20 protein-coding genes are annotated in these 21,952 nt (G+C 31.4%); 18 read left to right on the forward strand and 2 right to left on the reverse strand.

Annotated elements, in window-relative coordinates; genetic code table 11:
* Nucleotides 1-144 precede the first annotated feature (144 nt).
* Together A0083_RS03595 and A0083_RS03600 are read left to right on the forward strand one after the other, a co-directional pair.
* On the forward strand, nucleotides 145-1,155 hold the full coding sequence (locus A0083_RS03595; RefSeq protein WP_232087576.1) for a permease: 1,011 nt from the start codon (nucleotides 145-147) through the stop codon (nucleotides 1,153-1,155).
* A gap of 8 nt (nucleotides 1,156-1,163) precedes the next feature.
* The gene (locus tag A0083_RS03600) at nucleotides 1,164-1,487 is read left to right on the forward strand and encodes an ArsR/SmtB family transcription factor (protein ID WP_197554302.1); all 324 of its coding nucleotides are present in this window, start codon (nucleotides 1,164-1,166) and stop codon (nucleotides 1,485-1,487) included.
* 13 nt (nucleotides 1,488-1,500) lie between these two features.
* Here A0083_RS03600 and A0083_RS03605 read toward each other — a convergent pair whose 3' ends face one another.
* Nucleotides 1,501-2,250, reverse strand: a complete 750-nt coding sequence (locus tag A0083_RS03605) for a HugZ family heme oxygenase (protein ID WP_120759333.1) — start codon at nucleotides 2,248-2,250, stop codon at nucleotides 1,501-1,503.
* Nucleotides 2,251-2,424: 174 nt separating this feature from the next.
* On the opposite strand from A0083_RS03605, the gene A0083_RS03610 reads away from it, so the two are divergent.
* The 4 genes from A0083_RS03610 to A0083_RS03625 are packed head-to-tail and all read left to right on the forward strand — an operon-like array spanning nucleotide 2,425 to nucleotide 7,097.
* On the forward strand, nucleotides 2,425-4,557 hold the full coding sequence (locus A0083_RS03610; RefSeq protein WP_197554305.1) for a TonB-dependent receptor: 2,133 nt from the start codon (nucleotides 2,425-2,427) through the stop codon (nucleotides 4,555-4,557).
* Nucleotides 4,517-5,521 carry a FecCD family ABC transporter permease gene (locus A0083_RS03615; RefSeq protein WP_197554308.1) on the forward strand — a complete coding sequence of 335 codons (1,005 nt, stop codon included), beginning with the start codon at nucleotides 4,517-4,519 and terminating at the stop codon, nucleotides 5,519-5,521. The genes A0083_RS03610 and A0083_RS03615 overlap by 41 nt, the downstream gene beginning before the upstream one ends.
* 3 nt (nucleotides 5,522-5,524) lie before the next feature.
* The gene (locus tag A0083_RS03620) at nucleotides 5,525-6,295 is read left to right on the forward strand and encodes an ABC transporter ATP-binding protein (RefSeq protein WP_197554311.1); all 771 of its coding nucleotides are present in this window, start codon (nucleotides 5,525-5,527) and stop codon (nucleotides 6,293-6,295) included.
* Between the two features lies 1 nt (nucleotide 6,296).
* Nucleotides 6,297-7,097 (forward strand): ABC transporter substrate-binding protein, encoded by an 801-nt coding sequence (locus A0083_RS03625; protein WP_120759325.1) that lies wholly within the window; start codon nucleotides 6,297-6,299, stop codon nucleotides 7,095-7,097.
* Here A0083_RS03625 and hemW read toward each other — a convergent pair.
* On the reverse strand, nucleotides 7,087-8,136 hold the full coding sequence (gene hemW / locus A0083_RS03630; protein ID WP_197554314.1) for a radical SAM family heme chaperone HemW: 1,050 nt from the start codon (nucleotides 8,134-8,136) through the stop codon (nucleotides 7,087-7,089). The genes A0083_RS03625 and hemW overlap by 11 nt on opposite strands.
* Before the next feature lie 79 nt (nucleotides 8,137-8,215).
* Between hemW and A0083_RS03635 the strand changes: the two genes are divergently transcribed.
* The 12 genes from A0083_RS03635 to A0083_RS03690 all read left to right on the forward strand — a co-directional run bounded on the left by A0083_RS03635 (nucleotide 8,216) and on the right by A0083_RS03690 (nucleotide 21,950).
* On the forward strand, nucleotides 8,216-8,686 hold the full coding sequence (locus A0083_RS03635) for an RNA pyrophosphohydrolase (RefSeq protein WP_120759321.1): 471 nt from the start codon (nucleotides 8,216-8,218) through the stop codon (nucleotides 8,684-8,686).
* A complete protein-coding gene (locus tag A0083_RS03640) occupies nucleotides 8,686-9,888 on the forward strand; it encodes an aspartate kinase (RefSeq protein WP_120759319.1) in 1,203 nt (400 codons plus the stop codon). The genes A0083_RS03635 and A0083_RS03640 overlap by 1 nt, the downstream gene beginning before the upstream one ends.
* On the forward strand, nucleotides 9,889-10,425 hold the full coding sequence (locus tag A0083_RS03645; protein ID WP_120759317.1) for a HobA family DNA replication regulator: 537 nt from the start codon (nucleotides 9,889-9,891) through the stop codon (nucleotides 10,423-10,425).
* A gap of 41 nt (nucleotides 10,426-10,466) precedes the next feature.
* The gene (locus A0083_RS03650) at nucleotides 10,467-11,069 is read left to right on the forward strand and encodes a DNA polymerase III subunit delta' (RefSeq protein ID WP_052243710.1); all 603 of its coding nucleotides are present in this window, start codon (nucleotides 10,467-10,469) and stop codon (nucleotides 11,067-11,069) included.
* Nucleotides 11,066-12,211: a dihydropteroate synthase gene (gene folP, locus A0083_RS03655; RefSeq protein ID WP_197554320.1), complete on the forward strand. Its 1,146-nt coding sequence runs from the start codon at nucleotides 11,066-11,068 to the stop codon at nucleotides 12,209-12,211. Before A0083_RS03650 ends, folP begins: the two co-directional genes overlap by 4 nt.
* A complete protein-coding gene (gene ligA / locus A0083_RS03660) occupies nucleotides 12,211-14,166 on the forward strand; it encodes an NAD-dependent DNA ligase LigA (protein WP_197554323.1) in 1,956 nt (651 codons plus the stop codon). Before folP ends, ligA begins: the two co-directional genes overlap by 1 nt.
* Nucleotides 14,156-14,878 carry a 23S rRNA (cytidine-2'-O)-methyltransferase TlyA gene (gene tlyA, locus A0083_RS03665; RefSeq protein ID WP_197554326.1) on the forward strand — a complete coding sequence of 241 codons (723 nt, stop codon included), beginning with the start codon at nucleotides 14,156-14,158 and terminating at the stop codon, nucleotides 14,876-14,878. Before ligA ends, tlyA begins: the two co-directional genes overlap by 11 nt.
* Entirely contained in the window at nucleotides 14,844-15,695 is an 852-nt protein-coding gene (locus A0083_RS03670; RefSeq protein ID WP_197554329.1) for a bifunctional riboflavin kinase/FAD synthetase, read from the forward strand. Before tlyA ends, A0083_RS03670 begins: the two co-directional genes overlap by 35 nt.
* Nucleotides 15,685-16,389: a carboxy-S-adenosyl-L-methionine synthase CmoA gene (cmoA, locus tag A0083_RS03675; RefSeq protein ID WP_197554332.1), complete on the forward strand. Its 705-nt coding sequence runs from the start codon at nucleotides 15,685-15,687 to the stop codon at nucleotides 16,387-16,389. The genes A0083_RS03670 and cmoA overlap by 11 nt, the downstream gene beginning before the upstream one ends.
* Before the next feature lie 109 nt (nucleotides 16,390-16,498).
* Nucleotides 16,499-17,431 (forward strand): hypothetical protein, encoded by a 933-nt coding sequence (locus A0083_RS03680; RefSeq protein WP_197554335.1) that lies wholly within the window; start codon nucleotides 16,499-16,501, stop codon nucleotides 17,429-17,431.
* Nucleotides 17,432-17,511: 80 nt separating this feature from the next.
* Complete coding sequence (locus tag A0083_RS03685; RefSeq protein WP_197554338.1) at nucleotides 17,512-19,905, forward strand: autotransporter outer membrane beta-barrel domain-containing protein; 2,394 nt, start codon at nucleotides 17,512-17,514, stop codon at nucleotides 19,903-19,905.
* Nucleotides 19,906-20,186: 281 nt separating this feature from the next.
* Entirely contained in the window at nucleotides 20,187-21,950 is a 1,764-nt protein-coding gene (locus A0083_RS03690; RefSeq protein WP_197554341.1) for a hypothetical protein, read from the forward strand.
* Nucleotides 21,951-21,952: the final 2 nt, after the last annotated feature.

Here is a 21,952-nt window from a genome sequence, read left to right on the forward strand (position 1 = left end):
CTTTCATATAAATATAGCTTTTACATTTTACATAAAAATACTTAAAAATATTATTACTTTTATGATATTAATATATCAAGATATCTTGATATATTAATATATTTTTACTACAATCATTAAAAATAAAACTTCGAAAGGAAAGATGTGTGGGATAAAATTTTAATTATTTTGCAAGATTTCTTAGTTCTTTTGGGTGAAATTTCCATTTTATTTATCTTGGTGAGTATGTTTGTTGCTTTTGTGAATGAAAAGTATTCTAAATTTTTTGAGACTCACTTAAAAAGTGATGGATTTGGAAGCTATGTTAAGGCTATACTTTTAGGTGCTTTGACACCTTTTTGTTCGTGTTCAAGTATCCCTCTTTTAAATGCTTTTTTAAGAGCAGGTGTTCCACTTGGTGTGTGTATGGCGTATTTAATCACATCGCCTTTAATCAACCCTATCATTATCGTGATGTTTATAGTGAGTTTTGGGGTTAAGATCACCTTGCTTTATATAGGATTTTTGTTAGGGGTTATTTTATTTCTTGCTTTTGGAATATCAAAAATCAATACAAAAGTATTTTTTAATGATGATTTTTTAAATAATGAACTTCAAGAAGGACAAATCAATTCTTGTTGTTCTAGTGCTAAATCTAGTCAGTTTTTCACTCAAAGTTCATGTTGTTCAAGCTCTAAAATAACCCAATCTACCACAAAAAGTACTTGTTGCTCATCAAATAACCCATCACTTAATTTTACAAAACCTAAAACTCAATTCAAAAAATACTTCACTCAAAGCTTCCAAGAATATAAAAAAATTTTTCCTTATATTTTTGTTGGTATGGCTATAGGGGCTATTATACATGGTGTTTTTCCGCAAAATTTCTTTGAGACCTATCTTATAGATTATGGAGTTTTAGGCGTGTTTGTAGCAGCTTTTATGGGGGTTTTACTTTATATGAATTGTACTGCTATGATTCCTGTGGCGCTTGCTTTAACTACAAGTGGGGTTCCACTTGGTATAATGATGAGTTTTTTAATAGCAGGGGCGGGGTGTTCTTTACCTGAACTTATCTTGCTTAAAAGAATTTTTAAAACAAACTTTTTGGTTTTATTTGCAAGTATGATTGTTATGATCGCTATTAGCTTTGGACTTTTAATGTTTTTTATATAAGGAGTATAATGCAGGATTTTTTAAAAATAACAAGTGCGATTAATGATGAAAGTAGAATTTTAATTCTAGCTTTCTTGCAAAAACACGGAAAGCTTTGTGTGTGTGATCTACAAAGTTCGTTAAATATGAGTCAATCAAGACTTTCAAGACATCTTAAAATTTTAAAAGAAGCTAATTTTTTGGAAGTAGATAGACAAGGTGTTTGGGCGTATTATGGGGTTAGGGATAATTTGGATATTTTTTGTAAGGATATATTAAAAAATATCAACAGTCTTTCTTTGAAACTTCCTGAATTAAAAAGGTTTTCTTGTGAATGCGTTAATGCTAGGTAAATTACCTAGCAAGCTATTTTTTGTGTGAGAATTGATGAGGGTGTTTGCCTTTGATGTGAATAATTTTTCCATCTTGTATATCATAAGCTTTACCAAATCCTTTCACAAAGCGTCCATTATGGAAATCAAGCTTAATTAAATGAAAATCAAGCATAGATCTAATCATCTTCACTGCTTTATCATCTTTTGTTTGTTTTTCAAATTCATCGTATTTTTTGTCAAACTCTGCATCTCTTTCAAGAATAGATGCACTTGCTTTATAGCGCAGTCTTTTTCTTAGAGTGACTGAACTTGCTTTGCATTCATCTTCTAAAAACATTACTTCAATGTTGTTTGGATTTGTTTTGATATTGTGAAAATGCTCACTGATTTGACTAATGTAAATGTAATTTTCAGATTGAAATCTAAAAAATGGAGCATAAGAGCAAGTGGTTTCGCCATTTTCAGTGAGTGTTGCTAAAATGATGGAATTATATTGTGCGATAAATTCATCAATCTCTTGATGAATGTTTTCCAAATCATCGCTTTTTGCATTCATGCAAAGCTCGATAATGATATCTTTAATAGTGTTTACATCAGCTTTTGTTGGAAAATTAATGCGTAGTGTTTGATCATCATTATAGATTATATCTAGTCCTTCAAAGTCTACACTCTGAAGTATAGCTTTTTCGATTTTCTTGGAGTTAGAAAATTTTTTGCATAAGTCTATAAGGTTGGATTGATGATGTGAGTTCATATGCTCTATGATAGTGCTAAAATTCATTGAATAGTATCCTTTTTATAAAATTTTGAAAAACAATATCAATTATCAAATTAAATTTATCTTAAACCGCTTATTATTTTATCTTTTTTTAAATTAAATGAGAGTATATTTCTCTTTTTTTAATAATGATATGAATTATCATTATTATATAGTAATCACTAAGGAGTGTGTATAATGAATTCTACAAGTAGGATTATTTCATTTTCTTTTTATACTGTATTGTTTTTAAATCATGCATGGGCTAATGCACTCAATACAAAAGATGAAAAAGTATTTTTAGATGAACTTGTGGTTTCTGCGAGTGGATTTGAGCAAGATGCGGATAAGAATTTGAGAAATGTTATTGTTGTAGATGGTTCTTCTTTAAAGAAAAAAGGTTTTAGTTCTATAGAGCAAGTGTTAGAGAGTATACCTGAAATCAATTTTGTTAATTTTGGACTAGGTCGTAATGTTGATATGAGAGGACAAGGAAATAAATCTAATATTGCTGTTAAGGTAATGCTAGATGGTCGCCAAATTAATATGCTTGATAATTCTCATGGCGTTACGCCTTTAAATGGGATCAATATAAACAATATCGAACGTATAGAAATCATACCAGGTGGAGGGTCAATTTTATATGGAAATGGCACAAGAGGTGGTGTGATCAACATCATAAGCAAAAAGCAAAAACAAGATCATTTTTCTATTTTTAGTCAAACACAATCTTACCAAAATATTATCGATGGAGGTAATTTTGGTTTTAATTTAAACAAGGTTTTGCATGATGATGTGGTTTTGTCTTTGAGTGCGCAAAAATTTGACAAAAATGGCTTTCAAGAAGGCTACAATGAAAAAGGCTTTCATCTTAATACAGGCATAATGAGCGATCTTAATGAAAATAGTAATATTGCATTAAATTATAATCATTTTAAAAGTACAAATAAAAATAGCGGCTATTTAACTAAAGCACAAATTGAAAGTAACCCTAGGCAAAAAGGTGCTTCAGAGAATATCACACAAACTAATAGATCTGAATTAAGCTTAGATTATAATTACTACCTTGGTGATGCTTGGGAATTTCGCTTAGGTAGTTTTTGGCAAGATCAAAAAATCGTTTATGATAAAGATGTGGTTATGATGAAAGGTATTAAAGCTTATCAAGATGGAAGTGGCTTTAATGACACGACTTTGGGGTTTAATTTTAAAGCAAAATACAATTATGATGAGAATTCTTACTTGGTAAGTGGGTATGATTTTTTAAACCATGATGCTAAGCGAACAAGCTTATTAAAATATAGCGTTTTTCCTATCATACCTTATCATCATATGCAAACTATTATGGATATGAACAAGCAAAGCCATTCGGTTTTTGTTTTAAACTCTCATCAATTGAATGATATTTTTGTTTTATCTAGTGGTATTCGATATGAATGGAACCAATATACCACACATAGAAGCTATAAAAATCAAATGCAAATTAACACCCCAAACCACCCTAATAGTTCTGTAATTATAGATGAGTTAAGTCTTTTTGACACAAAAAAACACAGTGATAATATTGCTTTTGAGCTTACTCCTACTTTTGTGTATTCTGATACGGGTTTGGCGTATTTTAAATACGAAAGGGGTTTTATATCTCCAAGCCCAGCACAATTTGTAAATAAAGACAACAAAAGTAAGAAGTATTATTCTACGGATTTAAATTCTGAAATTTTTCATACCTTTGAATTGGGCATTAATGATGTATTGTGGGATTTTCACGTTTTTAGAGCAAGTGTTTTTTACACCCAAAGTAAAGATGAGATCGCTTATCTTGGCAACCCGCATGCTACATCAGGATCATGGTGGAAATACTACAATATAGATGAGACTAGACGACTTGGTGTTGAAATGAATTTAAGTCAAAAACTACTCGGAGAAACTTTGATCTTAAAACAAGGTGTAGCTTACATTGATGCAAGTATATCTAAAGGAGTTAATGATGGCTTAAGAATTCCTTATGTTTCTAAGGTTAATTTATATGCGGGATTAGATTATTACTGGAGTGCAAATTTTAATACTTTTGTTGACTTAAACTATCATTCTAGATCTAAAGACGGCGGTATGATAGATGAGAAAACGGGAAAAATGTATCAAAATGAATGGATTAAAGACTACACTTTAGTAGATATTGGAGCAAGTTATAATTATAAAAATTTGCAAATTGCTGCAGGGATAAGAAATGTATTTGATAAAAAATACTACACCTATCAAGATAGTATAAATGATCAGTACCTACCAGGAAATGGAAGAAGTTATTATACGGAGTTTAAGTATGTGTTCTAAAAACACTTTAATTTACTCCATGTTTGTTTTGGCTTATTTTGTGGTTATTGTAATGGCGTTATGCTTAGGTGAAGAAAATATCAATCCTTTGCAGTTGTATGAGTATGTTTTTATACAGAATGACACTTTAAATCAAATGATCATAGATACTCGTTTCAGTAGGGCGGTTATGGCTATTTTGATTGGAATGTTATTATCAAGTAGTGGAGTTATTACTCAAAATGTATTTTCAAACCCCATAGCAGATCCTTATATCATAGGTATTGCTTCAGCGGCTACTTTTGGGGCTATTGTTGCTTATTTATTGGGCTTTGAAGATTATTATTATGGAATTTTTGCCTTTATTTGTTCGAGTATTTTTTCTTTTTTTGTTTTTAAAATCGCTTCTAAAACTTCCATTAGTACATTGTTGATTATTGGTATTGCTACATCATCTTTTTTAGGGGCTTTTACTTCATTCTTTACTTATGTTATTGGAGAAGACTCTTTTAAGGTTGTAGCTTGGTTGATGGGAAATATTGGCTTAAGTTCTTGGTATCATGTGCAAATTCTTATCTTGCCTTTGCTTTTGAGTTTATTGTATTTTTATATCAATAAAAATGCCTTAAATATTTTGTTAAGCGGAGATGAAGAGGCTAAAAATTTAGGGGTTGATGCATATAGTTTAAGGATAAAACTTTTGATCGTTTCTTCATTAGCTGTATCTTTTGCTGTGGCTTTTACGGGGATTATAGCTTTTGTTGGTTTGATTATACCGCATGTTGTGAGATTGATTTTTAAAACCTATGATAATGCTATTGTGATCCCATACTCTGTTGTTTTTGGTGGTATTTTTTTGCTCATTAGTGATATTATAGCAAGGACTTTACTTTCTCCTGTTCAAATACCCATAGGTATTATTACTGCTTTGTTTGGTTCGCCTATATTTTTATATTTAGCTTTGAAGTCAAAAAAAGGATTTTGAAAAATGATTAAAATTCATAATTTGTATTTTTCATATGACCATAAAACATTACTTGAAAACATTAACATCAGTCTAAAACATCAAACATTCTTAGGTATTTTAGGTCCAAATGGATCTGGAAAAAGTACTTTGCTAAAGTTACTATTGAAAGATTTAGTGCCAAATCAAGGCGAAATTGTTTTATTAGGCGAAAATGTGAATCATATTAACACAAAAGACATATCACGCCTAATAGGGCTAGTACCACAAAAATCTAAACTCCAAACTCCTTTAAAGGTTGTAGATGTTTTGCTAATGGGAAAATATAATGCACTAAAGCATTCTTTTTCAAGTTATACTCATGAAGATATAAAAGAAGTGAAAAATTACGCAAAAACATTACAATGTGAGCATTTGTTGCATAGAAATATCTTATCTTTAAGTGGGGGAGAATTCCAAAAAATCCTCCTTATAAGGGCTTTATTAAAAAAGCCAAAAATACTTTTCCTAGATGAGCCTACTTCAGCTTTAGATTTAAAATACTCTATAGAAATTTTAAAATTTTGTGAGCAACTTATCCATGAAAAAAATATCTCTATTGTGGCTATTTTACATGATTTAAATTTGGCTTCGATTTTTTGCGATCAATTAGTATTTTTAAAAGATGGAAAAGTTCGGTATTTTGACAGTGCACATAAGCTTTTTACTCCTGAAATTTTATATGAAATTTATGGATTAAAATGCGAAGTGGTTTATAAAAATGCAAGACCATATGTTTTAGCTTTAAAGGAATAAAATGAAAAAAATATTATTGTTTATAAGTATTGTGATTAGCTTTGTGTATTCTAAAGAGCGTTTAGTGGTGTTAGATCCTGCTAGTGTTGAGACTATATTTATGCTTGGTGGGGCAGATGAGATTGTTGGTATTGCTAAGTTGCAATATTCTAGTATTTATCCAGAAGAAAAGACTAAAAATATCCCAAGCGTAGGGACTTTTTCTAACCCTTCAGTGGAAAAAATTGTTTCCTTGCGACCAAGTTTGGTTATTTTGAGTGAATATTCTTTTAGTCTAAAACCCATGTTAGATCAGTTTAAAATCAAAAGTATTGCATTACAATCAAAAAATTTAGAAGATATCAAAGAAAACATTCTCATCTTAGCAAAACTTATTCATAAAGAGGAGCAGGGGCAAAAACTTTTGGAGTATTTTCAAAATGAACTTCAACAACTTCAAGAGCAAACTAAAAATAAAAATGTTATATATTTGTATTCAGCTCAACCTTTGATGGCTTTTAATGATAATTCTTTGATTGCAGATATTTTAAGATTATTAGGTTTTTTTAATGTTAGTCCTAAAAGTAAGGTTTCAAGACCCATTCTTTCTCAAGAATATATCTTAAAGCAAAATCCTGACATGATCATACTTGGAATGGGTGCAAACAAACAAAGCTTATTAGATTATTCTTTATTAAAATCCACCAAGGCTTGGAAGCAAAATTGTATCATTATAAATGATCATACTCATGAATTGTTAAGATTAAGTCCAAAAATACTTGATAGAATTAAAAAATTTAAAACGATACTTTCTAAGTGCTAATATATAAGGCTAATTCATCGCTTAAGAGGTAGTTAGTATTATAAAAAACACCTTTTTTGTAAACTAACTTCCCTTTTTTACTAAGAAACATTGCTTTTTCTCTTTCTAAAGGTTCAAGTTTTGTTTCTTCTATGCCTATAAGACTTCTAAGTCCTAAGAAAATGTGCTCTAAGCGTAAATCATGTAAATTTAAATTTTCAATCTCTCTAAAACAAGGATCATTGATATAATCTTTTAAATTTTTCTTAGTATAAAATCTTTGATTTTTTAAAAATCCTACCGCGCTTAAACCACAGCCTATATAGTCTTTTCCTTGCCAGTAAGCAAGGTTGTGTTTGCAAATTTGTCCAAAATTGCTGATTTCGTATTGTTTATAGCCAAGGCTTTCAATCGCTTTGATAAAATACTTCGCAAGGCGTGGTGCATTTTTTTTATAGTGAAATTTTTTAGCAAATCTCGTTTTTTCTTCTATAGTTAAATTATAAGCACTTACATGGTTAATATCTAGCAAGGCTAATTTTGAAATTTCATAATCAAGCATTTTGGTATCATCTAATTTTGTATCATAGATTAAGTCTAAGTTGATAGTGTCAAATCCTGCTTTTTTGGCATTTTCTATACTCTTAAAGATGGTTTTTTGATCATGAATACGCCCAAGAAATTGTAATTTTTTTTCATGAAAACTTTGCGCGCCAAAAGAAATGCGATTAAAACCTAAATTTTTTATAGCACTTAGCCATGAAAAATTACTAGAATTAGGATTGGCTTCAATGGTGATTTCACATTCTTGCTTTAAATAAGCTTGCAAAAATATAAAAATTTTTTCATAAAAATGTATATTCATTAAACTAGGAGTGCCACCACCTATAAAAACAGTCTTTATGGAGTTTTTGGCAACTTTAAAAAAATCTAGTTGATATTTTATATCTTGCATTAAAGCATTTAGGTAATCTTTTTCAAAGTCCTTTTTTTTAAGCGAGGTAAAAGAACAATAAAAACATTTGCTCTCGCAAAATGGTACATGGATATATAAATGCATAAAACTTCTCTAAAATATAATATAAATTCGTATTTTTTTGTTAGAATTATATTATCTAAAAGTCAAGGATAAGAAAATCATGGAAAAAGAAAAAAAATACAGGCCAAATGTAGCTGCTATAGTGTTATCATCAGCTTATCCTTTTGAGTGTAAAATTTTACTTGCTAAACGCAATGATATGGAAGATATATGGCAGTTTCCTCAAGGTGGCATTGATGAGGGGGAAGATGTTAAAAGCGCATTGTTTAGAGAATTAAAAGAAGAAATAGGCACAGATGAGATTGAAATTTTAGCCGAACATCCTGAGTGGATTAGTTACGATTTTCCGGCTAAAGTCGCACAGAAGATGTATCCTTATGATGGACAAAGCCAAAAATATTTCTTAGTGAAGTTAAAAAACAAAGCCATAATCAATCTTAACACTAAAAATCCAGAATTTGATGCTTATAAGCTTGTTGATTTGGATCAAGTTTATGACATGATAAATCATTTTAAAAAGCCTATATACATCAAAGTATTGAAACATTTTAAAGAAAGGGGGTATATTTAATGCTGATCGTACAAAAATATGGAGGAACAAGCGTAGGAACGCTAGAACGCATTGATGAGGTCGCTAAAAGAGTAGCTAAAAGCAAAAAAACTTGCGATAAATTAGTAGTGGTTGTTTCGGCGATGAGCGGGGTGACAAATGAGCTAATTGATTTTGCACACCATTTTAGTAAAAACCCTTCTGGTCGTGAAATGGATATGCTTTTAAGTAGTGGTGAGCGTGTAACTTCATCTTTGCTTGCTATTGCTTTAAATGAAATGGGTTTAAAAGCGGTTGCATTTTCAGGTCGCAACGCAGGGATCATCACAGATGATGTATATACTAAAGCAAGAATTGAGCATATTGACACTTCAAATCTTACAAAAGCTCTAGATGAGGGTTATATCGTAGTGGTTGCTGGTTTTCAAGGTGTTGATAAAATGGGCAATGTTACTACTTTGGGTCGTGGCGGAAGCGACTTGAGTGCGGTAGCTTTAGCGGGAGCTTTAAAAGCAGATTTATGTGAGATATATACAGATGTAGATGGGGTTTATACGACAGATCCTAGGATAGAACCTAAGGCTAAAAAACTAGATAGAATTTCTTATGAAGAGATGTTAGAACTTGCAAGTTTAGGAGCTAAAGTTTTACAAAATCGTTCAGTAGAATTAGCTAAAAAATTAAATGTTAAACTAGTAACTAGAAGCAGTTTTAATGAAAATGAAGGTACGATTATCACAAAGGAGGAAAATATGGAACAAGCTTTGGTTAGCGGTATAGCATTAGATAAAAACCAAGCAAGAGTAACATTAAGGAATATCGATGATAAACCAGGAATTGCAGCTGCGATTTTTAGTACTTTGGCAGATGAAAACATCAATGTGGATATGATCATTCAAAATGTAGGAGTGGATGGAGCTACTAATCTAGGCTTTACTGTGCCAGAAAATGAATTAGATTTAGCGACCAATGCTATGAGAAAAGTTTTAGGAGCTAATGCCATTATAGAAACAGATAGCGCGGTAGTAAAAGTGTCTGTTGTAGGTGTAGGTATGAAGTCACATTCTGGTGTTGCTTCGGCTGCTTTTCAAGCTTTAGCTAATGAAAACATTAACATACAAATGATCTCTACAAGTGAAATTAAAATTTCAATGATCGTCCATGAAAAATACGGCGAATTAGCCGTAAGAGTGCTACATGAAGTTTATAAGCTAGATGTATAAATGAGCAATAGTTTTTTAAAATTTACCCTAGAACAAATCCGAGAAAACGGCACTTATACGAGTTGGCTTGAAGAAAGGCGTCTTGAGTGGTCGCCTTTAATCGCTTCTAAATTAGCATTGCTTTTGCAAGGTTATACTTTTATTGTAATTACTGATGAGCAAAGAGTATGGTTTGAAGAGTATTTTTTAAGTCAAATCAATGCTAGCAACACAAGACCTTTAGTGCCTTTTGTTTCTCTAAAAGGAATTTATAATAAAGCTTGCAATACTCAAGAAGATATTGACTTGCTTAATGACCTTTTAAGTATTTCTTTTCCTAATGGTTATGCGTTTTTTTATATAGGGACTAATACAGGTTTTAAATTTAAAATCGCTAATTCTAAAGAAGATAGCATGCTTTGGCTTTTTGATGAGCAGTTGCAAAACAGCTTTTATCTTTCCTCGCGCGATAAAGAGTTGGATTATAAACTCATTTCTTTGTATAAAGTATTTGAACAAAGCTTAGAAGCGGTACTTTTTTCTAAGGTAGAAATTTGAACCTAAGAAATAAAATCATTATTCATAATGATTTTGAGTTGATGCAAGAAAAACTCATAGAAGAATATGGACAAAAAAACCTTAGATTTTTCATACCTAAAAATCCCGACTTAGAACTAAGACTAAATGACCTAACTTATGATAAAAATGCTCAAGCAACTGCAAGAGCTATTATGAAAGAAAGCTATATGGCTGAAGCACATGCTAAAATCATTGTCATACTAGCAAAATCTTTTCGTGAAGAAGCACAAAATTTTTTACTAAAACTTTTTGAAGAGCCACCAAAAAATGTGTATTTTATCATTGTAGCGCCATCTAAGAATGTATTTTTACCTACCATACTTTCAAGGTTTATGATAGAAAAGCATAAAATTCAAAGGGAAAAAATAAGCCTAAATTTAGATCTTAAAAAAATGGATCTTGCAAATGTTTTAGCATTTTTAAAAAAATACGAAAATATAGATAAACAAGAGTGTTTAGAGCTTATTAGTGCTTTAAGTTATGAGTGTTTTAAGCAAGATATCAAGCTAAATGATGAAGAGATCGACTTTTTTTATAAAGCTTATGAATTAGCTAAGTTAAATGCCAAGCCATCAGTTTTGCTTAGCACGATAGTTTTATTTTTACATGAGAGAAAACAATGAAAATCATCAAAATCAATCCCAACACCCAATTTGATAAAATTTGTCACTATATCAAACCGCATAAGGCGGGAGAAAAGATTATGAGTGAGAAAACTCAAATTCATTTTTTTCTTATCAAAGACTTAAGAGCACCTGCTGCAAATATACTCAAGCAAGATGCATTAAGAGTGGGAGCTGAGCTTGTGACACATAAAGAGGTTATTTTGGGTAAGGAGCAAACTAGTGCCTTGCTTATGCTAACGCAAGATCAAGCTAAAAAACTCATAGAGAAAGAAAAATTACAAGATTTTAAACTCAAAAATTTAGCATTATTTTTAAAGTCTAAATTTATTAAACCCACTCAACCAAAAATCATGGGTGTGATCAATGTCAATGAAGACAGTTTTAATGCACAAAGCAGGGTTAAAGAAAATGAAGTTTTAGAAAAAATCGAACTCATGATTTCTCAAGGGGCTGATTATATAGATATAGGTGCGGTTTCTTCAAGACCTGGTAGTGTGTATTGTGGGAAGGAAGAAGAATTTAAGCGTTTAAAAAATACCTTAGATTTAATCTATAAAGAAAAACTTTATGAAAAATGTATTTTTAGTTTAGATAGCTTTGATGAGTATTGTTTAGAATATGCTTTAAACAAAGGCTTTAAGCTTATTAATGATATTACCGGTTTTAAAAATGAAAATTTGGCCCAACTAGCTTTAAGTTACAAAGCCACTTATACACTCATGCATATACAAAATACTCCGCAAAATATGCAAGATGACCCTTGTTATGAAGATGTATTAGCCGAGCTTGATGATTTTTTTGCACAAAAGTTGCAAAGACTTAGCGATCTTGGCTTAAAAGATGTGATTTTAGATGTTGGTATTGGTTTTGGTAAGAGTCCTTGGCATAATATGATGTTAATTAAACACTTAGAGCATTTTTTGCGCTTTGAAAAGGAGCTTTTAATCGGAGCTAGTAGAAAAAGCGTGATTAATGCGTATTTTCAATCAAATGTAGAACAAAGACTTGCAGGTACGCTATATTTGCATTTAGAGGCTTTCAAAAATGGTGCAAGTATTATAAGAGTGCATGATGTATACGAGCATAAACAAATGTTTGAGCTTGCAAAAGTGATGAATGAACTTTCTTTGGAGCAATGATGACTTATCAAGAGTATTTAGAAAAAGTAAAACTAGCAAAAGAATGGATGAGGGCTTACTATGAAGATGATGAGCCTTTAGCAAGCGATGAGGAGTATGATAAACTCATTAGAGAGTTAAAAGAATTTGAAGTAAAATACCCTGAAAAAATTGCTAAAGATTCTCCTACGCAAAATATCGCCCCGACAATACAAAGTGAATTCCACAAGCTTGCACATAGTGCAAAAATGTGGTCTATGGAAGATGTTTTTGATGAAGCTGAGCTTAGAGCTTGGGCAAAAAGAGCCAAATGCGAGTTTGATTTTTTCATAGAACCTAAATTTGATGGAGCAAGTTTAAATCTCACTTATGAAAATGGCATTTTAATCAGCGGTGCTACAAGAGGCGATGGAGAAGTAGGCGAAGATATTACTTTAAATGTAAAAGAGATATCTAACATACCTCAAAGCATACCTTATAAAGATAAAATAGAAATTCGTGGCGAAGTGGTGATTTTAAAAGAAGATTTTGAAAAAATCAATGAAAAAAGAGCCAAAGAGGGCTTAAGTTTATTTGCAAATCCACGCAATGCAGCAAGTGGTTCACTAAGACAGCTTGACACAAGCATTACAAAAGAAAGAAATTTAAAATTTTACCCTTGGGGAGTAGGGGAGAATTCTTTGGAGTTTAAGAAGCACTCTGAAGTGATGGAATTTGTAAGAAGTCTTGGTTTTTTAAAAGATGACTTTGTTTTTTGTGTGAAAACTTTAGATGAGGTTTTGGAAAAATATCATGAGCTTTTGGAAAAAAGAGATCAAAAACCTATGATGATGGATGGTATGGTTGTAAGGGTAGATGACTTAACCCATTGTGAATTTTTAGGCTATACTGTGAAATTTCCAAAATTTATGGCAGCATTTAAATTTCCTGCATTGGAGAAAACTACCACCTTGCTTGGAGTGAATTTGCAAGTAGGAAGAAGCGGAGTGATCACTCCTGTGGCAGTGCTAGAGCCTGTAAATTTAGATGGAGTAGTGGTGAAGTCTGCAACCTTGCATAATTTTGATGAGATAGCAAGACTAGGAGTGATGATAGGCGATAGTGTAAGTGTGATAAGAAGTGGCGATGTGATACCAAAAATCACCAAAGTTTTCACCCAAAGACGTGATGGTTTAGAAAGCAAAATCTCCAAACCAACTCTTTGTCCTGAATGTTCTAGCGAGCTTTTAGATGAGGGTGCTTTTTTAAAATGTCAAAACTTAGACTGCAAGGCAAGACTTGTAAATTCCATTATACATTTTGTATCTAAAAAGTGTTTAAATATAGATGGCCTTGGAGAAAACATCGTCGAGCTTTTATTTAAAGAAGGAAAAATCACCAACATAGAAAGTATATTTTTCTTAAAATACAGTGATTTTGAAGGTTTAGAAGGCTTTAAAGAGAAAAAAATCAACAATCTTCTAAGCGCCATAGAAAATGCAAAAAAATGCCCTTTATCAAGATTTATCACTGCATTGGGTATAGAGCATATTGGCGAAGTAGCGGCTAAAAAGCTGGCGCAATCTTTTGGCTTTGAATGGTTTATGCAAAGTTATGAAGCTTATGCGAATTTAGAAGGCTTTGGCGAACAAATGGCTAAAAGTTTAGAAGAATTTACTCATGTCAACGCAAAGCGTATTCAGCATTTTTATGAAATTTTACACTTAGAAGATGAGAAAAAAGAGCTTGTTTTAAATGAAAATATTTCCAATAAAACCTTTGTGATCACAGGTACTTTAAGCAAATCACGCGATCATTTTAAAGAGTTGATCGAAAGTTTTGGTGCAAAAGTAAGCTCAAGTGTGTCTAAAAAAACTGACTTTGTATTATACGGAAGTGAAGCAGGCTCAAAGCTTGAAAAAGCACAAAGCTTAGGGGTTAAGTGTATCAATGAAGCCGAGTTTAATGCCCTTTTAGGTGGTGCTGATGAGGTTTGATGTTTTTGTAAGTACAAAACTAAACATTTCTCGTAATAAAGCTTGTGAGCTTATAGAAAACAAGCAAATTTTACTCAATGGCGAGTTTAAAAAGACTTCTTTTAAACTCACATCTTTAAATCCTTTAGAAGATGAGAGTTTAAAACTCACACTTTTAGAAGAGCTTTTTGTAAGTAGAGCCGCTTTTAAACTCAAGCATTTTTTGCACGAGCATGCATTTACTATAAAAGATAAAATTTGTTTAGATATAGGCTCATCAACCGGAGGTTTTGTACAAATTTTACACCAAAACAAGGCTAAACATATCACTGCTTTAGATGTGGGCTCTAACCAACTTCATGAGAGTTTAAGAAATTTAGAAAATCTTCAAATTTGTGAAAATACCGATTTACGTGAGTTTAAAAGCGAAAATTTATATGATGTTATCACTTGTGATGTGAGTTTTATATCTTTAACGCATTTGATTTATCATATAGATAAATTTGCTAAAGATCTTATCATCTTACTTTTTAAACCTCAATTTGAAGTAGGTAAAAACATTAAGCGCGATAAAAATGGAGTGGTAAAAGATACAAAAGCCATTAAAAATGCCAAAGAAAGCTTTGAAAAAGCCTGTGCAAAACTTGGTTGGATCTTACAAGTAAGTCAAGAGTCGCAGTTAAAAGGAAAAGAAGGCAATGTTGAGTTTTTCTACGCCTATAGAAAAAACTAAAATCACAAACTTAGCTATAGGTCGTTTTGATGGTATGCATTTGGGGCATTTTGAGCTTTTTAAACATTTAGATGAAAATGGAGCTTTGTTTGTCATCACTAAAGAAGAAAACAAAGCCCTAACACCTGGAAATTTTAGAGCAACTTTAGTTGATTTTCCTTTGATTTTTTGTGATTTTGATCAAATCAAAGACTACAAAGGCGAGGAATTTCTAAAACTTTTAAAGCAAGAATTTCCCAAGCTAGAAAAAATCATCGTAGGGTATGATTTTAAATTTGGTAAAGAAAGAAAATGTAGTGCTAAAGATATACAAAGTCTTTGTGGGGTAAATACCATCATCGTAGATGAGTTTAAAATTCAAAACAAAAGCGTTCATGCAAGCATGGTTAAAACTTTACTCAAAGAAGCTAAAGTCAAAGAAGCTAAAAAATTTCTAGGTAGGTTTTATACCATAAAAGCAAACATCATCAAAGGCCAAGGTATAGGCGCTAAAGAGCTTGTTGCGACTTTAAATTTACATGCAAAAGACTTCATTTTGCCTAAAGATGGTGTGTATGCAACTTTTGTAACACTAAAAGATCAATGCTACCAAAGCGTGAGTTTTTTAGGGGTAAGATCTACTGATGAAAATTTTGCCATAGAAACACACATTTTAGATGAGCATTTTACACATACTAATGCAAAGCATTTGCAACTAAGTTTCATTGACTATATAAGAGCTAATGCAAAATTTAACAACCTAGCCTTGCTAAAAGCACAAATTAGTAAAGATATCAAAAAAGCAAAAGAAATTTTAGGAAGATCCCATGAAAGATGAAATTTTTAAAAAACCTTTAGAAAAACAATTCGAATTCGATAAAAGCGTAGCAAGTGTATTTGATGATATGGTTTCAAGATCTGTGCCTTTTTATACACAAAATTTAAAACTCATAGTAGAACTCATCGATCATTTTACATCGCAAAATGCTAAAATTTGTGATCTTGGTTGCTCTACGGCCACTTTGTTGCTAGCATTATATGAAAAAAGAAAAGATTTGCTTTTGAGCGGGGTTGATGATGCAAAAGCTATGCTAGAGATCGCCAAAAGCAAATGCCAAGCTTTTGGAGCTAAGGTGGAGTTTTATCAAAAAAATTTAGATGATTTTGAATTTTTTGCAAATGATGTTTTCATCGCTACTTATACTTTGCAGTTTATCCGTCCACCCAAAAGACAAGAACTAGTTGATAAAATTTACCAAAACCTCAATAAAAATGGCGTATTTATACTCAGTGAGAAAATTCTCTACGATGATGTCAAAATAGCTAAAAAAATGATCCAAATTTATGAGCAGTATAAGCTAGAACAAGGTTATAGTAAGCTAGAAATTTCCACCAAAAGAGAAGCTTTGGAAAATGTCCTCATACCTTATACCCAAAATGAAAATATAACCATGTTGAAAAAAGCTGGTTTTTCTAAAGTAGAAAGTGTATTTAAATGGGTAAATTTTGAAACATTCATTGCTTTTAAGTGAAACTATGTTTATATAAAGTTATATTTTATGGTTTATTAAACTTATTTTAAATAATACTAAACTATAATTACACATTTTATTACGTTTCATTTATATATTAGGAGTAAACATGACTTGTTTCACGGGGGGGGGAATCGATAATTCCCAAATCAAACATTCTTTAAATTCATCAAACCAACTCTCATTTTTTACGAAAAAAACCTTTCTTTCTTTAGCAACTATTTCATTTTTAGCTAGCTATGCTAATGCAAACATCATAAGTGATCATAACCATTCAAGTGGCACTATCCAAATAACTAGCAAAAACCAAAAAAATATCAGTGGTGGTAATTGCAGTGGTACAAACTGTACGATAAGTAATGAACAAAATCAACAAATCACTATTAGTGGATCCAATGGTGGTACTTTAACGGTAGAAAGTAGTGGTGTTATCAATGGTGGTAATGGTGTTTTTGTTGGTAATAAGACAAATAATGTAACTATTGAAAATCAAGGGAATATCAATGGTAATACTAGTGGTATAAAAACCGATGCAGGAAAAATTGACACTATAACCAATAGTGGCACCATACAAGGTGGAAGCCACTATGGAATGTATATTAATGTAGGAGCCACTGTTGATAACATCAATAACACCGGCATGATCACAGGACAAACAGGTATACATGTAGAAAGTAATTCGAAAGTTGGGACAATTAATAACAGTGGAACTATTAATGGGGTAACGAGATATGGTGTTGTAGCTTACAATGGTTCTTATACTGATACCTTAAATAATCAAGGAAAAATATATGGAAAAGATTTTGGTATTTTAGTCCAAAACAATAGTTCTATTAAAACAATTAAAAATCAAGGCAGTATTATAGGAGACTACGGTGTTTATCTTTATGGTAACAGCAGTATTCAAGCTATCAATAACCAAGGGCTTATATTTGGAGATAGAAGAGGAATTTATATGCATGGTGCGGGGACAGCTATAAACCACATCAAAGCAGAGGGGAAAATGCCATCATTGCAGGAGGTACAGGTATTTATAACATAGCCACCATCGGCTCAAATGAAAAATCCCCTAACACCAACGCTATTGATCTAGACAAGGGCGCAGTAATTGCCTCAGCTACTATGGCTAAAAATGGCGATTTGACACTTAACCCAAATGGTACAGCCTTACAAAATGATGGTGCTATTAAGGGCAATATCAATCTTAACAATGAATCTAAAATCATTGGTTCTGTTTTAAACAGAGGATCTATCACAGGTAATATCACTCTTAATGGTAAGTCTTATATCACTTCCATTAACAATGAAAAAACTATCCAAGGTTCTATAGACTTAAAAGGTAATTCTCAAATAGATACTATTTTAAATAAAGGCACCATTGAAAAAGGTATCCATCTAGATCAAAGCTTTATATCTTCTATAGAAAATAAAGGCACTATTAATGGTGATGGTATTACACTAGCAAATGAAAGTCAAGTAGGTTCTATCATTAACCATGAGGGTGCTAAAGCTGACTTAGACTTAAAAGGAGGCTCTTTTGTAGGTTCTATCACTAACAATGGTGATATGACAATCACTAGAGATGATACAAGCAAGATAGGTGCTTTTAATAATGAAGGTAGTATTAAAAACAAATTTGAAAACAAAGACTTTATGCAAACCTTTGAAAACAAACAAGGTGCTACCTTAGAACAAGGCTTAGAAAACACAGGTGCTATAGGAGCTATTGATAATAAAGGTCATATAGCAGGTATTAGCAATTTAGCAAATATAAAAACTAAAGACAATAAAGATAAAGCTCATATTGGAACTATCATCAACTCAGGAACCATTAGCCATGTTAAAATGCCTTTAGCAACACTAGATGATACAGCTAATATGGATCATGCTTATGCTATTTATAATAATGGCACAATAGACTTTTTATATAATCAAGCTAATGCTGTCATTAATGGAGGCATTAACAATGAAGGCTCTATGAATATCATCAATCATGGTAGCATACACAATGGTATTACAAATACAGGTACTATTACACTTAGTTCTAATTTTACTCCAAGCTTTAACAAAGCAAGTGAACATAATAATGGCTTTATTGGTAAAAATAACAATGGCCACCAATTAGAAAACAATAATAAGGGTAAAATTAGCATAGATGGTTGGTATTTTAATGCTTTAGAATATACTAAAGATAACAACCAAAGATTAGAAAATTCTATCATCATAGGTGGAGATAATCTAGGTGGTATTTATGCAGATAATATTTATGTTAATACTAAAGATTTAGTATTAAATCAAATCTATGATAGTAATACTTTCTTTGCAGATAAAAATGGAAATAGCCAAGGAAATGAAACTAACAATGGTGCAGGTGTAGATGCAAGCAATATCCATAGCATTAGTGGAATTTATAACTTTGTGAATGTAGGTAAGGGTCAATATGCAGCCGTAGTAGATACTAAAGAACTTAGTGGTAAAACCTTAGCAAAGTCTATGGTATATGCTTCAAGATTAAGAGCGATTAATATCTCTAATATGTTAAGAGACATCACCTCTCAAAACTTCCAAACAGAATTCTCTCAAGCATTAAATATGCAATTATCTAAACAAGGTGAAGCTTATGGTAATGATGCAGACTTATTAGCAGAATTAGAAGACATCTTCATTCCTAATAAAAACCCACATGCAAAAAACCATACTTTCTTATTGCCTTATTATAATCACTCTAATATCAAGATAGGAAAAACAACAGGTCATTTAAAGGTTAATACTAGTGGTTTAATAGGAGGTTCTCAAAGAGAACTACCTAAAGACTATGGTGTGATAGGTTTTTATCTAGGATATGAAGATAGTAAAAAAGAACAAGCTAGACAAAGACTAAGATTTGATGATAAAACATACTATGGTGGTTTAACTTATTATGGAGTATTAGCAAGAGATGGGATTAATCAATACTATCTTAGTGCTAGAACAATCTTAGATTATACTCAAAGTGATATAGAAAAAAGCTATCAAAGCTTACCTGTTAGTGTAGAAAGTGATACTAAGGTATATGGTTATGGAGCAGAAATTAAACTAGGTGCAAATTATTATAATACTTTAGATATTGCAAGAATTTCTCCTGAGCTTGGTCTTAGTTATTATGGTATGAGTAATAAAAACTTTTCTCTTTATCACTTAGGTGGAACAAAAGAACACTACCTAGCAGAACAGTTTAATTTTATTGATGCAAGTGCTGCTTTAAAATGGTATAAACCATGGAGTGATAAATTAAGAACCAATCTTACTATGGGAGCTATTGTAAACTTATACAATGATGCAAAAGGAAATTTAAAACTAGGTACTAATCATCTTAGTGCAAAAGTAGAAACTTCAAAGTATTATGGGTTTGGACAATTAGGTCTTTCTTATGCTATAGCACATAATGCTGACTTATCACTCAATTATGCAGGTGCATTTACCTTTGATGATACTAGTTCACATACGATGTTTTTAAAACTAGGTTTATGGTGGTAAGTTTTTTCACACTAACTATGATAGTTAGTGTGAAACTAAACTCAATTGCCCAGAGTTTGCTTGAAATAATTATAGACAACAAACAAACAACAACAAACAAAAGCACGTTAATCAAGAATACAAGTGTGTAATGGTATATAAATACCAAACTCCTTATTAGGCAAACTCTCTAATAACATTAAGCTAAAAAGCTTAATGCTTATTAGCAAACTCTGGGGAGTTGGGTGGGGTTTAGAAAAAAGTATGATTTGGGTATAATAATAAAAAAATAAGAGGTAATAATGTTGGATAAAATTTTATATTATTATCACAATGGTAGTTATGCTAAGTGTTTAGAATGCGCTCAAATGTATTTAGAGTATGATCCTAAAAATGCACTAGAATATGCGATGATATCATCGTTTAAACTAGGTGATTTTACAAATGCTTTGCATTATGCAAGGCAAATTTTTAACCTTTACCCTACAAGTTTTTATGGTTTAATGTATGTAAAAGCACTTTTGTCTAATAGATATTTTGAAGATGGTGTGAAATTATTGCAAGAGCTTTTAAAAAGAAAAGATGATTTGTTTGATGAACTTAGTTTAGAGCTTGCGTATGCATACCAAAGCATAGGTAATCTAGTCGAAGCGGAAAAATTATATCAAGTTGCTTTGGAAAAAGACTTGTATAATCTTGACTTATGGAAAAGCTATGCTGAGCTTTATTTTAAAAGTAATTTCACTAAAGCACTACAAGCACATGAGGAGCTTTGTAAATTTGCGCAAGTAATGATAGAAAAACTTCAAAATGGAGAATTAGTAGAAAAAAACCATATTCATAGTGCTAATTTGCAAGATAGACTACAGAAAAAAACACAAGAAAATCTAACGATTGTTAAGATTAATGAGTATCTTAATACACAAATTCTACCGCAAAAGGCTTATTTGCTTTTTAAACTTTTGAGATTAGAAGAATCTTTAAATTTATTTGCTTGCTTATGCGAATTTAATCAAAACAATGCACAATTTTGGCAAAATTATGCAAAGGCGCTCGAGCTTAGTTCTAACTACCAAGGTGCTTACAATGCATACCAAAAAGCCTTGAGTTTACATTCTCACGCGACTTATCAGTTTGATATGGCGTATTTGTTAATGCGTATGGGTGAGAGTGATAACTTTGAAGAAGGTAAAAGGGTGTATGAAAGTAGACTTTTTTACGCACATAATGAAACTTTTTCTCCGTATCATTACAACAAAACTATTCAAGCTTTTAATAAAGAAGGTGTGCAAGCTTTTAAAGATAAAACGATTTTGGTTTTTTGTGAGCAAGGTTTTGGTGATACCATTATGTATGCAAGATGTTTAGAAAAACTTTGTCAAATTGCCTCTAAAGTTTTATTTGCCCCTCAAAGTGCTATGTATGAAATGTTTAAAAATCAAATCAAAGAAATTAACAAAAACAGTAAAGCATTTTTAAATTTAAAAGTTTTAAAAGACTTTCCAAAAGATTTTGACTATGCAATGCCAATTTGCTCTTTGCCTTTGTTATGCGATATCAAGCTAGATGAAATTCCTAGACTAAAAACACCACTTATAAGTCTAGAAAAACCAAGCAATATAAAGAAAAAAATAGGTATTTTTTGGTTTACACCAAATGCAGCTCATTCGGATTTGTTAAGAAATGTAGAATTAGAATTTTTACTTAATGCTTTAAAAGATTTAGATTGTGAAATTGTTTCTTTTCAAGTGGAGAATGTTGGTCATTTTAACTTGCCTGATATAGTAGAAAATAGGGGAGAGGATTTAAAAAACTGGGAAGATACTTTAAATCGCTTAAAAGATATTGATTGTGTTGTGAGTATAGATAGCGCCATAGCTCATTTGGCTTTAGCCTTAGATATACCTACTACTGTGCTTTTAGCTCCTAGGTTTGATTGGCGTTGGGGTAAATTTGAAAACCCAAAGAGTTATTTTTGGCCTAAAGCAAATTTGCTTACTTTTAGCAATGAAGAAAACACTAAAGAAGAATTACAAAAATGGATTAAAAAGCAGATCAATGTTTGATG

This window comes from Campylobacter sp. 2014D-0216 (genome assembly GCF_014931215.1).
In the GTDB taxonomy this organism is placed as follows: Bacteria; Campylobacterota; Campylobacteria; order Campylobacterales; family Campylobacteraceae; genus Campylobacter_D.